Source organism: Pseudomonas pohangensis, from assembly GCF_900105995.1.
Classification (GTDB): Bacteria; Pseudomonadota; Gammaproteobacteria; order Pseudomonadales; family Pseudomonadaceae; genus Aquipseudomonas; species Aquipseudomonas pohangensis.
The window spans coordinates 1,123,728-1,136,515 of sequence record NZ_LT629785.1 but is presented as its reverse complement, the minus strand read 5'-3'; the positions used below and the strand labels follow the sequence as shown (position 1 = coordinate 1,136,515).

14 protein-coding genes are annotated in these 12,788 nt (G+C 60.3%); 4 read left to right on the top strand and 10 right to left on the bottom strand.

Translation table 11 applies throughout. The annotated features are described in order from the left end of the window. Positions 1 to 82: 82 nt before the first annotated feature. The 3 genes from BLT89_RS05315 to BLT89_RS05305 form a co-directional block, all read right to left on the bottom strand. A complete protein-coding gene (locus BLT89_RS05315; RefSeq protein ID WP_090193447.1) occupies positions 83 to 709 on the bottom strand; it encodes a hypothetical protein in 627 nt (208 codons plus the stop codon). Positions 710 to 849: 140 nt separating this feature from the next. Further along, positions 850 to 1,695: a DUF6279 family lipoprotein gene (locus BLT89_RS05310; RefSeq protein WP_090193446.1), complete on the bottom strand. Its 846-nt coding sequence runs from the start codon at positions 1,693 to 1,695 to the stop codon at positions 850 to 852. A 120-nt stretch (positions 1,696 to 1,815) separates the two neighbouring features. Next, entirely contained in the window at positions 1,816 to 2,571 is a 756-nt protein-coding gene (locus BLT89_RS05305) for a lysophospholipid acyltransferase family protein (protein ID WP_197673555.1), read from the bottom strand. A gap of 121 nt (positions 2,572 to 2,692) precedes the next feature. On the opposite strand from BLT89_RS05305, the gene BLT89_RS05300 reads away from it, so the two are divergent. Then, positions 2,693 to 3,547, top strand: a complete 855-nt coding sequence (locus tag BLT89_RS05300) for a sulfurtransferase (protein ID WP_090193444.1) — start codon at positions 2,693 to 2,695, stop codon at positions 3,545 to 3,547. 20 nt (positions 3,548 to 3,567) lie between these two features. On the opposite strand, the gene BLT89_RS05295 is transcribed toward BLT89_RS05300, so the two are convergent. Next, a complete protein-coding gene (locus tag BLT89_RS05295; RefSeq protein WP_090193443.1) occupies positions 3,568 to 3,921 on the bottom strand; it encodes a YkgJ family cysteine cluster protein in 354 nt (117 codons plus the stop codon). 323 nt (positions 3,922 to 4,244) lie between these two features. Between BLT89_RS05295 and BLT89_RS05290 the strand changes: the two genes are divergently transcribed. Then, entirely contained in the window at positions 4,245 to 4,724 is a 480-nt protein-coding gene (locus tag BLT89_RS05290) for a hypothetical protein (RefSeq protein ID WP_090193442.1), read from the top strand. A gap of 33 nt (positions 4,725 to 4,757) precedes the next feature. On the opposite strand, the gene BLT89_RS05285 is transcribed toward BLT89_RS05290, so the two are convergent. The 6 genes from BLT89_RS05285 to BLT89_RS05260 form a co-directional block, all read right to left on the bottom strand. Next, positions 4,758 to 5,198, bottom strand: coding sequence for a substrate-binding domain-containing protein (locus BLT89_RS05285; RefSeq protein ID WP_090193441.1), 441 nt, complete (start codon positions 5,196 to 5,198; stop codon positions 4,758 to 4,760). A gap of 56 nt (positions 5,199 to 5,254) precedes the next feature. Next, complete coding sequence (locus BLT89_RS05280) at positions 5,255 to 7,003, bottom strand: SulP family inorganic anion transporter (RefSeq protein ID WP_090193440.1); 1,749 nt, start codon at positions 7,001 to 7,003, stop codon at positions 5,255 to 5,257. 78 nt (positions 7,004 to 7,081) lie between these two features. Then, positions 7,082 to 7,726, bottom strand: coding sequence for a DsbA family protein (locus tag BLT89_RS05275; protein WP_090193439.1), 645 nt, complete (start codon positions 7,724 to 7,726; stop codon positions 7,082 to 7,084). A gap of 62 nt (positions 7,727 to 7,788) precedes the next feature. Continuing rightward, positions 7,789 to 8,715: an oxygen-dependent tRNA uridine(34) hydroxylase TrhO gene (trhO, locus tag BLT89_RS05270; protein ID WP_090193438.1), complete on the bottom strand. Its 927-nt coding sequence runs from the start codon at positions 8,713 to 8,715 to the stop codon at positions 7,789 to 7,791. 99 nt (positions 8,716 to 8,814) lie between these two features. Beyond that, on the bottom strand, positions 8,815 to 9,129 hold the full coding sequence (locus BLT89_RS05265) for a BolA family protein (protein ID WP_090193437.1): 315 nt from the start codon (positions 9,127 to 9,129) through the stop codon (positions 8,815 to 8,817). A gap of 5 nt (positions 9,130 to 9,134) precedes the next feature. Continuing rightward, positions 9,135 to 9,632, bottom strand: a complete 498-nt coding sequence (locus tag BLT89_RS05260) for a DUF2059 domain-containing protein (protein ID WP_090193436.1) — start codon at positions 9,630 to 9,632, stop codon at positions 9,135 to 9,137. 158 nt (positions 9,633 to 9,790) lie between these two features. Between BLT89_RS05260 and BLT89_RS05255 the strand changes: the two genes are divergently transcribed. Together BLT89_RS05255 and BLT89_RS05250 are read left to right on the top strand one after the other, a co-directional pair. Continuing rightward, the gene (locus BLT89_RS05255; protein ID WP_090193435.1) at positions 9,791 to 11,185 is read left to right on the top strand and encodes a class II fumarate hydratase; all 1,395 of its coding nucleotides are present in this window, start codon (positions 9,791 to 9,793) and stop codon (positions 11,183 to 11,185) included. 151 nt (positions 11,186 to 11,336) lie between these two features. Then, positions 11,337 to 12,725 (top strand): adenylate/guanylate cyclase domain-containing protein, encoded by a 1,389-nt coding sequence (locus BLT89_RS05250; RefSeq protein ID WP_090193434.1) that lies wholly within the window; start codon positions 11,337 to 11,339, stop codon positions 12,723 to 12,725. The last annotated feature ends 63 nt before the right edge of the window (positions 12,726 to 12,788 follow it).

Genomic DNA, 12,788 nt, shown 5'->3' with positions numbered 1-12,788 from the left:
CGCTTTTGACAGGTGCCACAGCGTCCCCTGCAACGCAAAAGCCCAGCGGATTCGGCAGGCCTCCGGTTTTATACCGCATGCGTCAGAACCAGCCTTTTACCGTTTTAACGACGCTACCGAGCACCACCAGTGACTTCAGCTTGAACAACTCCCAGCTATCCCCGGATTGCAGCTCGGGCTCGCCGCAGCGCGGGTCGGAGCGCTGCAGTGCAGCGGTCATGGCGTGGGTAACCGGAATCGGCTCGCAGCCATGACCCTCTTCGCAGATAAAGTCCCATTTTTCCTTCGCCGGTACGTGACAGCCGAAGCAGTTCTTGCCGAACCGGTTATTCACCTCGGCAAAGCCGCGCTTCTGGATGGTCGAGCCATTGGCAGAAACGTCCAGCTCGAAAAATTCCCAGTCCCCGGTCACCGGACTGAAACCCGGGTCTCGCTTGACCATCACTTCGGTCGGCACCAGCTGCACCACCGAGCCTGTCGGGTAAATTGCACCCTCGGGAGCATTGGCCGCTGCCAGTGTGCCGTCCAGATTGCCGGCCAGGTTGTCCACATAGAAATGCCGCACCGGGGTCATGTCGCGCATACAGCGGAAGCTGCTTGCATCCAGCTGGAAACTGGCAGGTGTCTCGGCCGCCTGCAACAGCCAGGCCGAAGGCAGGGCCAGCAGCAGGCTGCCCAACAGTGCACGGATAAACCGCTGATTGGTCATGTAACAAGCTCCTGGCTGATTATTCGAATTATTGCTGTCAGGTAACACGGTTCTGGGCAAGCGACTGCAGTCTGCTCTTCTCGCCTGCCGGCTGCCAGAGCCATTAGCCCGCTGTATGCCCGGGGATCAACCACCCACCTTCAATGCTGTGCCACCAGCGCGGCGAAATCATCGATCAGATCCTCTGCACGCGCCACAATGTGCTGTTTCTGCTCGGGGCTCGCGCTGTTGGTCAACGTCACGATCAGACGCATCAGGTGCTCGCGCGAGCTGTCCACGCGGGCCTGGCGTTGTGGCGAGCGGCGCGTTTCAAAGCCCTCAATATACTGGCGCAGGCGCTCGGAAAGTTGCGCCCGAGGCGGCTTCTGCATCACCGCGTAGTCTACCAGCGCGAGCATTTCCTGTTGCCGGATCAGCCGTTCGCCGTACCAGAACTCCTGACCCACTGGCCATTGCTCGTTGGCCACGCGCAGGGTTGCCTGCTGCTGGGCATCCAGCGGCCCGAACCATTGCTCGAACTGCTCCAGCAGCAACTCATGGCGCTGCTGCTGTTGCTCAGGCAGCGAGCCGGCCAGATGCTCGTCCCGCCACTGGGTATTGCTTTCGTCCAGTTGCACGCGCAGATAGGCGACCTGCTGCGGCGTCAGGCTGAGCAGCAACTGGGAAAACATGGGTACCGACTGCAAGGCGATACGTTGCAACGCAGCGCGCATGAAGTCATTGATTGCACGCAGTTGCCCTACCGCCAAAGGCTCCTGCAGCATCTGCCGGATCTTGCCCAGCTCCCGGGCATAAGCCGGCAACTCATGCTGGCGATGCCAGGCAAACAGCTTCTGCAGCTCTGCCGAAACCTGGTGTTTTTGCCGGGTATCGAGATCGAGGTAACCGTCCAGGTAATACAGGGTCACGGTGTCACCCAGGTTGTAGCCGATCTGCAAGTTGCTGCAGGCACTCGCCAGCAGCAGCACCAGACCCGCCAGCAGCATGCGCAAGGTGACTTTGCCCGAGTTGACCGGCTCTGGGCCGCTGCCCTGCGCGGAGGCTGAGGGTGCACACGGCCTGCAGGAGGCCACCGCGCTGGAACTGACGCTATGCGCTGGCACGACTCAGCTGTCGCCGGCGTCGAGCATCGCCTGCATCTGGCTGCGCACCTGCGCCATCAGAGCATCGATGTGACCGGCATCGAATGCCGTGGCGTCGATCGGGGTGCCAATCTGGAACTGCACGGGCTGGTCGAGGGTGAGGCGAAAGGTTCGCGCCGGCAGCACGCGGTGAATGCCGCGTATCGCTACCGGAATGATGATGGCACCGGTATCCAGCGCCAGATGGAAACAACCCTTCTTGAACGGCAACAGATCACCTGCAGCCGAGCGCGTACCTTCCGGCGCCGCCCACAGCACTATGCCGCTTTCCATCATCTGCCGGGCCTTCTGCAAGTCGGCCAGCGCCTGCTCGCGATGATGCCGGTCAATCGAGGGGAACTCCCCGGCCTTCATCGCCGAGCCCAGCAGCGGAATGCGGAACAGCTCCTTTTTCGCCAGCATGCGGATCGAACCGGGCATCGCGACGAAGCTCACCGGGATGTCGTAGTGACTGGAGTGAGTGCACAGCACCAGATAACGGCGGCCGTCGACAATCTCCGGAAAGTGGCCGCGCACACTCAGCTGCATGCGCACCAGATACAGCAGGCGGGCGGCCCAGGCGCGGGTGTAATAGTCCATCCGCGGACGGTCGAGCTGGCCCAGCGCCGAACGCAGAATCACCTTGATACTGAACAGGGCCGTCAGCAGCAGGGTTTCCACGATCACGCCGAGGGTGCGAATCAGCGTGGCACTCCGGGCCAGGGGCTGCAGACTCTCCAGCATCATTTCTCTCCTGTAAAGCGCGCTAGTCAAAGTACGGATTTATCCATCTGCAACGGTAACATCCAGCCTGGCGGCCTTTATCATAGCCATTGCTCCCCACAAGACACAGGATGCCCCGATGGCCATCGCCCAACTGCTTGATCCACAACAACTGGCAAACTGGCTGCAGGATGCCGATCTGGTGATTCTGGACTGTCGCTTCGCGCTGGACGATCCGGCCTACGGACAGCGTAGTTATAACAGCGCACATATTCCCGCTGCCCGCTTTGCCGATCTCGACCAGGATCTATCCGCCCCGGTGGTTGCCGGCGTTACCGGCCGTCATCCGTTACCGGATAGTGAAATCCTGCTGGGCAAGCTGCGCCTGTGGGGCATCAACAATCATTCGCGCATCGTACTCTACGACGATGGTCCCGGCGCGTTTGCCGCACGCGCCTGGTGGCTGCTGGCATGGCTGGGCAAGCGCGAGGGGGTCTACCTGCTCGATGGCGGCCTGCAAGCCTGGAACCAGGCCGGTTTGCCACTGGAAAGCGCTGCTGCTCCGGTTGCCCTAGGAAGTTTTCAGGGGCAAGCCGACAGCCGTCTGGTACTCGACAGCAAGGCCCTCGAGGACCGTCTGGCAGAGGGCGAATTAACCCTGCTGGATGCCCGCGGCCTGCCACGTTTTCGTGGCGAAGTGGAGCCTGTCGACCCGGTGGCCGGACACATTCCCGGTGCCCAGTGCGCCGCATTTACCGACAACCTGGATGCCGAAGGGCGCTTTCGCAGCGCGGAAGAACTGCGCCGGCGCTTTCAGGGTTTGCTCGGGGAGCGCAGCCCGACAACCCTGGTCGCCTATTGTGGCTCCGGTGTCACCGCTTGCCACAACCTGTTTGCCCTGTGTCTGGCCGGCTTCGAGCTGGCCCCGCTGTATGCAGGCTCATGGAGCGAGTGGATTACCGACCCGCAACGACCGGTGGCCACCGGCGACTGAAGAAACTGCCCTGCAGCGCGTTACACCAGCACCTGGCGGGTACTGGCAATGTAGTTGTGAATCTGTTGCTCGTGCCTGGGATCGATCATCTGCTGCGGCCTGCGCCCGTTCGGGCAAGGCATACGCGGCGTAGTACCGAACAGACGGCAGATCAGCGGGCGTTCGGCATAGACTTCGCAGCCATTGGCTCCCAGGTGCACACAATTGAACTGTTCAAGCGCCTCGGCATGTTCGGCATCGCTCTTGACCGGCAGACGGGACATTTCTTCAGATGATGTGGTCACCGGGCCACAGCAATCATGGCAACCCGCCACACACTCGAAGCCCGGAATGCCCTCTCGCAGGCGCCGCACAATTTCTCGCTGACAACTCAAGCTTCAGTCTCCGCTAGTTAGCGCCACAGGGACTGGGCGCAAGGCGTGCAGCCTAGCCCGATTCAGCATTCCAACAAAGCCCGGCGCACGCCAATGGGTCAGCGCTTCATCCCGTCTTGTATAGATGAAGGCGTTAATTTCCAAGTGATCTAAGGGCAGGCTCTGGAATCAATAATCAGTTTAAAAACAGTTCGTTAAAGCACAAATATCGCGTTAAACTTCAAGACAAGCGGCTAACCCCGCTTCCGGTGGGGCCTTTAGTACACCAACAAGAATCTGCCACGCGCTCCGGCCCCACCGGACCACCATTCTCGGGGATTGCTATGGGAATCGACGCCAGTCAACTTCGCCAGCTGGTCATTGCACCAACCCTGCACCATCTGCAACGTCACTCGGCAAGCGCTGAAGCGCTGCTGCTGGCCGTTGCGGCCTGCCAGTCCGGTCTGGGCTGCCAGCTGGCCGACAGCAACTGTTACGGCATCTTCCAGATCAGCGCCGACCAGCATCAGTCCTGCTGGGACAGCTATCTGGCCGCTGACCCATGCCTCGCCAGTCAGGTACGCGGGCTGGCCAGCCAGCATGCCTTCCTGCAGGACCCGCATCTGGAGCTGGCAGTAAACCTGCGTTACGCCACCGCCATTGCCTGGTTTCTGATCGAGGCACAGCATATCGAGCTGCCCGCAACACCTGACATCCAGCGCTTTGCGCGGATCTGGCAACAGGTATTCAACCCGGCAGGCCTGTCAGGTGATTTCCTTCAGGCCTGGCACAATTGCCTGGATGGCAGCCTGCAGGCGGCCTGAAGCCTCGGGGCTGAGGACTGACGATGCCCGCCCTCAGCGAATATCCCCGCAGAAAATATCCTGATTGCCATCTGCCTGACTGGTGCGTACCACCACGGTGTGCTCAGTAGCCGTCAGGCTGCCAAGCGCAACCGGCACCACCTTGCTCATTACCCAGCCCGCCTGTCCTTCATAAGCCTGGGTATCCTGATTCAGCGAATAGGCCGGCTGGGCACCGGGATTGGCGCAGCTGCCCGGATAGATGAAGGCCTGCAGTTGCAACGGCGAACTGACACCGGACGGCACGCCACCGATGGTAAAGTCGAGTCCTGTTTCAGCGCCTTTGTCGACAAACACGGCCATGCCCGTCTGGCCCTGATTTGCCGGCGTGGCATTCAGCGTAACGTTGACTATCTGGTTATCCGCAGCGGAGCCAGCGCAACCAGACAACAGGCCAGCAACCAGCAATGCAGCTATCCATATACGAGTATTCATGCAGTTCTCCGGGTTAGTTTGGTCAGACAAAAAAATCAGGCAATACGCTCTCGATATCAGGCCGGCGCTGCATCTTCAGGGCTTGCAGGCACCTCGCCCACCAGCGTCTCGGCCGGTTTGAAGGCTTTCAGGTAGCCATTGCGCGCTTTACGCAGCGTCGGAAAGCTCAGGCCTTCGCGCTGGAAATACAGCCCTTCGTATTGAATTTCGCTGCGCCGACCGGCACTGACAAAACGCACCCCGCGGGACATCAACTCGGCCTGCACATCCATCAATGCATCCAGCCCGGTCAGGTCCAGCTGTGTCAGTGGTATCAGATCCAGCACAAACCAGCGCAGCGCATCCCCCTGCTGGTTGGCCGCGGCCAAGGCCTCGCGCTTGAAATAGCCGGCATTGAAGAAAACCAGCGGCCCATTGAAGCGGAACATCACCAGCCCGGCCTCCTCCACTGCATCGGCATGCCGATCCAGCGAGTGAAACCCCGATGTGCCCTCGATCGTTCCCAGGACCTCCGCGCGTGGTCTTGCCGTAAGCTGCACAAAACGCACTATGGCAAGAAAGACCACAAACAGGATCGCCTGCAGGGCGCCCACCCAGATCACGCCTATGGTGGCAACCAGCGCCAGGGCAAACTCGCGCTTGTCGACAGCCCAGAAGTGTTTTGGCGATTCCAGATCGAGCAGGGACAGCGCAGCCATGATCAACACCGCTCCCAGCGCTGCAACCGGGACAAACTGCAAGGCCTCGGCAAAGAAGATCAGCACCAGCGCCACCGTGGCCGCGGCAAACAGGCCGGTGAGCCGGGTACGGCCGCCTGCCGAGTCGCTCATGGCCGTACGCGAATCTGCTCCGGAAATGGCGAAACCCTGGGAAAGGGCCGAGGCGATATTGGCCACGCCCAGCGCAGCAAACTCGCGATCCACGTCGATGTCGTACTTGTTTTTCGCGGCAAAACTGCGAGCCGTCAGCATCGCACTGGAGAAGCTGATCAGGGCAATACCGGCAGCGGCCGCCAGCAATGACTCAAGGTTTGCACCGAGCACTTCGAGGGCCTTGTCGGGCAAGCCGAATTCCGGCAATCCGGCAGGTACCTTACCCAGCGTAGCCACCCCGAAACTGCCGAGATCAAACAAGGCCACCACGACACCCGTGATAATCATGGCAACCAGGGCTGCGGGCAGACGCTTGATATAGCGCGGAGCGCGGAACAGCACGACAAATGCCAGCAAGCTGATCGCTATGGTCAGCAAGTGCACCTGGCCAAACTTGTTGAACAGCTCGAGCGTTGCCGGAATCACCCCGTGTTTTTCCGTGCTGAAGCCAAAAAGCTTGCCCCACTGACTCAAGGCAATGCTGATCGCAACACCGTTGAGAAAGCCCACCAGAATGGGCCGCGAAAGAAAATCTGCCATCGCGCCCAACTTGAGAAAACTGGCAAGGATGCAGAACACCCCGGCAATCAATGCCAGCCACGCCGACAAGGCAATGTAGGCTGCCGGATCACCGCCAGCCATAGGTGCAACGGTAAGCGCAACCAGCGCGCATGTGGCCGCATCCGGCCCGAGAATCAGCTGACGCGAGGTACCGAACAGGAAGTAGGCCAATAACGGCAGGATGCTCGAATACAGTCCTGCCTCTGCTGAAAATCCTGCCAGCTGGGCATAGGCCACACCCACCGGCAGTGCCACGGCCGCCACCGCCAGCCCGGCAGCCAGATCATGTGGCAGATCGGCCCGACGGTAGCGCAGCAGGTCTCCCAAACCCGGCAGAAACCGTTCAAGACTGAGTAGGTCGGATACTTTCATTGGCTGACCCGTCGGGTTCCAGTAGTTGAATCAGAGTGGAAGCAAGACTGCCGACCGCCAAGCCAACCAACCTGCGCCTTATCCCTGGAGTCTAGATTGCTGCAGATGCTCCAGCCAGCGCCCCAGCAAGGGCTGCAGACTCTCCAGCGGCTGATAGCCGTTGGTCAGCAGCGCCGTCATGCCCGCATTCTGCGCCAGCAGGGTGGGAAAGCCGGCGATACCCAGACCCTGCACCCAGCTGAAGTCGCTCTGGGTAGCGGTATGACTGGCATGGTCGTCAAAGGCATCGGCAAATTCCATCTCCTGCAGGCCGGCCAAACCTGCCAGCCGGCGCAACTCGGCCGCCCGGCTGACATCGCAGCCTTCGCAGTAAAACGCCTGCTGGATCAGCTGCGCAAACGGCCAGACCTTGTCCGGATCCAGCTGACGGGCAGCCACCAGCGCTCGACAGGCCGGTTCGGTGTCGTACACCAGGCCGTCCGGCATCCCGCGGACAAAATCAAATGACTGGCCGGTACTGGCCTGCACCGCCTGCCAGTGGCCGAGAATGCGTTCACGCCCGGCCTCATCCAGCGCCTGCTGCTCGAAACGCAGCCCGCCGACGACCAGATGCAGGCCGACGCCGGCTTCACTTGCCTGCTCGGCCAGCGCTTCAAGCACCGGAGCAAAACCCCAGCACCAGGAACACATCGGATCCATCACATACAACAGACGTACCGTCATCAGTCGTTCTCTCCGCTAGACCGGCCGCCGCTGCAAATCCGGCCCGGGGCTGATTGAAACACTTACTCGTCGTAGCGCCGCCCCAGCGGGTGCGGCTGGTTGCGTGCCTTGGCCAGCTCGATCTGCTTCTGCCGTTCACGGGCACTGGCGCGGGTTTTCTCGTTCAGGTTATTCCAGCAATGCGGGCAGCTGATACCCGGCGCGAAGTGCTCGGAAAGCCGGTCAGCTGCCGAGATCGGTGTGCGGCAGGCGTGGCACTGGTCAAAATCACCTTCGCTGAGATCATGCCGTACCGTCACGCGATTATCGAAGACAAAGCAATCGCCCTGCCAGCGGGTCTGATCCTCGGGTACTTCTTCCAGATACTTGAGGATGCCGCCCTTGAGATGAAATACCTCTGCAAAACCCTGGCCGAGCATGTAACTGGAGGCCTTTTCACAGCGAATGCCACCCGTGCAGAACATCGCGACCTTCTTGTGCCTGGACGGATCGAAGTGGTTCTTGATGTACTCGGGAAACTCGCGAAACGAAGTGGTCTTCGGGTCGATGGCGCCACTGAAGGTGCCGATTGCCACTTCGTAGTCGTTGCGCGTATCGATCAGCAGCACTTCCGGGTCATCGATCAGGGCATTCCAGTCCTGTGGCTCGACATAGGTGCCCACCTGCAGGTTGGGATTCACCCCGGGCACGCCGAGGGTGACGATTTCCTTCTTCAGCTTGACCTTGGCGCGATAGAAGGGTTGCTCGTCACAGTAGGATTCCTTGTGATCGACATCGGCCAGTCGCGGATCAGCCCTGAACCAGGCAAACAGCGCATCTATGCCTGCGCGACTTCCGGAAACCGTGCCATTGATGCCCTCTTCGGCCAGCAGCAGCGTGCCCTTGATCTCATTGGCCAGCATGACCTGCAGCAGCGGCTCGCGCAGCTCGGGGTAATCCGCCAGGGTGACGAACTTGTAGAGTGCCGCCACAACAATGTTGTTACTCATGAAAGCTCCAGTGTTCGCCAACGCAAATGGCGGACCGGGGATTAAACAACTGCGCCGGCAAATGCCGGCGCAATGTGTAGAACTAACCGGGCACAGTCGTCAGGACTGCGCCTGATCATGCTTGCTGCCACCACGACAGGTGGGTGAAGCCGGGGCTGCGCCCTGCTCCGCCCACTCCCCCGGGGTGTAGGTATGCAGAGCCAGGGCATGTACCTGTCCCATCAGCTCACCCAGCGTGGCATAGACGCGCTGATGACGTTTGACCGCATTCAGACCGTCGAACAGCGGGCTGACCACCACGGCCTTGAAATGGGTTTCCAGCCCGCGACTATGCAGGTGACTCTCGTCCTGCACGTCAAGGTAGGTCGCCTGCGTGGACTCAAGGGCCTGAAGGATGCGCTGCTGCATACTCATCGCAATTACTTCTTCGGCGCCAGTTCTTTGGTCATCTGCTCAAGCAGCTGATTGATCTGCGGCACCACAGGCTCCAGCTTGGCCTGGGTCATTTTCATTGACTCGGCGAAGAGTGCCGGCATTTGCTTGAGGACTTTCTGCCCCAGCGGCGACTTGTAGAAGGTAATCAGCTCATTGAGCTCCGCTTCGCTGAAGCCTTTGGTGTACAGCTTGACCATTTCCGGCTCGAGCTTGTCCCAGCCGACGGCCTTGTCCAGCGTTGCATCGGCCTTGGCCTGATAGCGCTCGAGGACGGCCTTCTTGCTTTCCGGGGCCTGGGTTTCAGCAAAGCGCTGGCCAAACATCTGGTTTACCTGGCCGTACCAGGGGCCGGCGATCTGGTCGGCATTCACCAGCTTGAGCAACTGCTTGGCCGCAGCGGCATGGCTGGCAGCATCGGCCATGGCCTGGGTACTGATCAGTGCCAGCAATAGCGCAGCAAAAAAAGCACGAACGTTGAGCATGATTGATCCTTGATGGGTTGTGGGCACCGGATCTTCCGGGGAGGCACATTCTGCGCTCTCCGCGCCTGCGGCTCAAGCCGGAGCGATGATCTGCATGTGCCGGCCGCATTCCCGGCAAAGGCCTAGACTCAGGGTAAGCGCAGGCTTGGAGTACAGTCATGAACAGAATCGAAAGCGACACCCTGGGTGACATGGAAGTACCTGAGGAGGCCTATTGGGGCGCGCAGACACAACGCTCGCTGGGCAACTTTGCCATTGGCCAGCAGCTCATGCCCAGGGCCGTGATACAGGCGCTGGCACTGATCAAGAAAGCCGCAGCGCGAGTCAACTGCCGCCTGGGACAGCTGCCGCAACCCATCGCGCAACTGATCGAACAGGCTGCCGATGAAGTACTGGCCGGCCAGCATGAGCAGCAGTTTCCGCTGAGTGTCTGGCAAACCGGCAGCGGCACACAAAGCAACATGAACGTCAACGAAGTGATCGCCGGGCGTGCCAACGAGCTGGCCGGCACCGGACGTGGCGGGAAAACTCCGGTGCACCCCAATGATCACGTCAATCTGGCGCAGAGTTCCAACGACAGCTTTCCAACAGCCATGCACATCGCTACCGCCAGGGCCGTCGAAGACAGCCTGCTGCCGGCCCTGGGCAATCTGCGCCGTGGCCTTGAGCAGCTGGCCGAACAGCATGCCGGATTGATCAAGATCGGCCGCACCCACCTGATGGACGCCACCCCGATCACCTTTGGTCAGGAACTGTCCGCCTTCGTTGCCCAGCTGCAGTACTCCGAAGAAGCCTTGCAGCAGATGCAGCAGGCTGTTCTGCAGCTGGCCCAGGGCGGCACTGCGGTGGGCACCGGACTCAACGCGCCGGCAGGCTTCGCCGCCGCCATGGCCGCTGAAATCAGCGAACTCAGCGGCATGGCCTTCACCTCGGCACCCAACAAGTTCGCCGCACTGGCAGGCCACGAGTCCCTTGTGCTGCTGTCCGGCGTCTTGAAAACACTGGCCTGTACGCTGATGAAACTGGCCAATGACCTGCGCTTGCTGGCTTCGGGACCGCGCGCGGGCTTTGCCGAGGTACGTCTGCCGGCCAACGAGCCGGGCAGCTCAATCATGCCCGGCAAGGTCAATCCGACCCAGTGCGAAGCCCTGTCGATGCTGGCCTGCCAGGTGCTGGGCAACGACATGACCATCAGCATCGCCGCCAGCCAGGGCCACCTGCAGTTGAACGTGTTCAAACCGGTGATCATCTTCAACCTGCTGCAATCCATCGAGTTGCTGGCCGACGGCTGCAACAACTTTCAGCAGCACTGCCTGGCCGGATTGCAGCCAGATATCTCGCGCATGTCCGACAACCTGCAGCGCAGCCTGATGCTGGTGACCGCCCTGACCCCGCATATCGGTTATGACCAGGCGGCGCAGATTGCCAAAACGGCCTATAGCGAGAACCTGACACTACGCGAAGCGGCTTCAGGTCTGGGGCTGGTCAAGCCAGAAGATTTCGATCAATGGGTGAATGCGGCGCGGATGCTTGGGCCAGCCGGGCATCACTGATCCTTTGCAAAGCACTACCTTCCAGCGGTGAAACCGCGCATCCGGGCGAATGCATTTGGCGCGCAGGCAAGGGTTGGCTATGATCGCCCCCTTGCCACAGCAATACCCTTGTAGTTCACGGCAATACCTCCTGAGGCACCAGCATCCACCCATGAAAGAAAGCTTTCCCCGAATGACCGATCCCGCCAGAAACTTCCTGCTGCGGGAATATTATTCGCGCATCCTGGCCTATCTTGCCGCCGCGGCCACCATCGCTGCCGGCACCTACATGCAGCATTTCAGCTATGAAATTCTCTGGATGGTGCCCTATGCACTGCTCTATCCCCATGTCGCGCAACTGCTGAGCAAGCGTTTCAACCGGGTTAATCCCCGGCAAATGGGGCTGAGCCTGCTTTTGCTTGACGCGTTGAATTGCGGCATTGCCATCGCACTGCTCGACTACCCGGCAGTACCCGGATTGATGCTGCTGACCATCATGTGCTTCATTGCCATGATCCTTGGCGGTCTGCGTTCCATGTTGCTGGTGCTGCTGATCAGCTGCGGCAGCGCCTTGGTGATCGGACCGGCAGCCGGAAGCTCACTGCGCCTGGAAACCCCGGTTGTCGTCTCGATAGTCAGCCTGTTCTTTTCCGCATCGTTCATTTGCCTGATCGCCTACTTCATCTACCAGCAGGGCCTGCATCTGGGCGCTGCCCGCACCGAGCTCAAAGTTGAGCAGGAAAAGGCTGCCAGACTGGCACGCAATCTGGCCAAGTACCTGTCGCCACAGGTGTGGGAATCCATCTTCAGCGGCAAGAAGACCGTACGCCTGGAAACCCAGCGCAAGAAACTCACCGTATTCTTTTCCGATATCCGCGGCTTTACCGAACTGACCGAAGAGATGGAAGCCGAGGCACTGACCGAGCTGCTCAACAACTATCTGAATGAAATGTCGAAAATCGCCCTGAAATTCGGCGGCACCATCGACAAGTTCATCGGCGACAGCGTCATGGTGTTCTTTGGCGACCCCACCACCCAGGGCGCCAAGAAAGATGCCGTGGCTGCCGTGTCCATGGCCATTGCCATGCGCAAGCACATGAAGGTGTTGCGCCAGCAATGGCGTGCCCGCGGCATTACCAAACCGCTGGAAATCCGCATGGGCATCAATACCGGATTTTGTACCGTGGGTAATTTTGGCGCCGATACGCGCATGGATTACACCATCATCGGCCGCGAAGTGAATCTGGCCAGTCGCCTGGAAAGCAGTGCGGAGGCCGGCGAGATACTTATTTCCCACGAAACCTACTCACTGACCAAAGACGTGATCATGTGCCGTGACAAGGGCCAGGCTACCGTGAAAGGCTTCACGCGCCCGGTTCAGGTCTACCAGATTGTCGATTTTCGCCGCGATCTGGGTGCCACCTCGAGTTATCTCGAACACGAACTGCCCGGTTTTTCCATGTATCTGGACACCAACAGCATCCAGAACTTCGACAAGGACCGGGTGATCCAGGCACTCAATCAGGCTGCAGAAAAACTGCGCGACAAAATCATCCGCTAAGTTCACGAACAGCCTCGACAGCCCGGGCGAATATCCGTCCGGGCAGCGCCCGCCTGCACGGAT

Coding starts and splice junctions, on each gene's coding strand:
- BLT89_RS05315 (WP_090193447.1), bottom strand. CDS start 709: ATGACCAATCAGCGGTTTATCCGTGCACTGTTGGGCAGCCTGCTGCTG.
- BLT89_RS05310 (WP_090193446.1), bottom strand. CDS start 1,695: ATGCTGCTGGCGGGTCTGGTGCTGCTGCTGGCGAGTGCCTGCAGCAAC.
- BLT89_RS05300 (WP_090193444.1), top strand. CDS start 2,693: ATGGCCATCGCCCAACTGCTTGATCCACAACAACTGGCAAACTGGCTG.
- BLT89_RS05290 (WP_090193442.1), top strand. CDS start 4,245: ATGGGAATCGACGCCAGTCAACTTCGCCAGCTGGTCATTGCACCAACC.
- BLT89_RS05285 (WP_090193441.1), bottom strand. CDS start 5,198: ATGAATACTCGTATATGGATAGCTGCATTGCTGGTTGCTGGCCTGTTG.
- BLT89_RS05280 (WP_090193440.1), bottom strand. CDS start 7,003: ATGAAAGTATCCGACCTACTCAGTCTTGAACGGTTTCTGCCGGGTTTG.
- BLT89_RS05275 (WP_090193439.1), bottom strand. CDS start 7,726: ATGACGGTACGTCTGTTGTATGTGATGGATCCGATGTGTTCCTGGTGC.
- trhO (WP_090193438.1), bottom strand. CDS start 8,715: ATGAGTAACAACATTGTTGTGGCGGCACTCTACAAGTTCGTCACCCTG.
- BLT89_RS05265 (WP_090193437.1), bottom strand. CDS start 9,129: ATGAGTATGCAGCAGCGCATCCTTCAGGCCCTTGAGTCCACGCAGGCG.
- BLT89_RS05260 (WP_090193436.1), bottom strand. CDS start 9,632: ATGCTCAACGTTCGTGCTTTTTTTGCTGCGCTATTGCTGGCACTGATC.
- BLT89_RS05255 (WP_090193435.1), top strand. CDS start 9,791: ATGAACAGAATCGAAAGCGACACCCTGGGTGACATGGAAGTACCTGAG.
- BLT89_RS05250 (WP_090193434.1), top strand. CDS start 11,337: ATGAAAGAAAGCTTTCCCCGAATGACCGATCCCGCCAGAAACTTCCTG.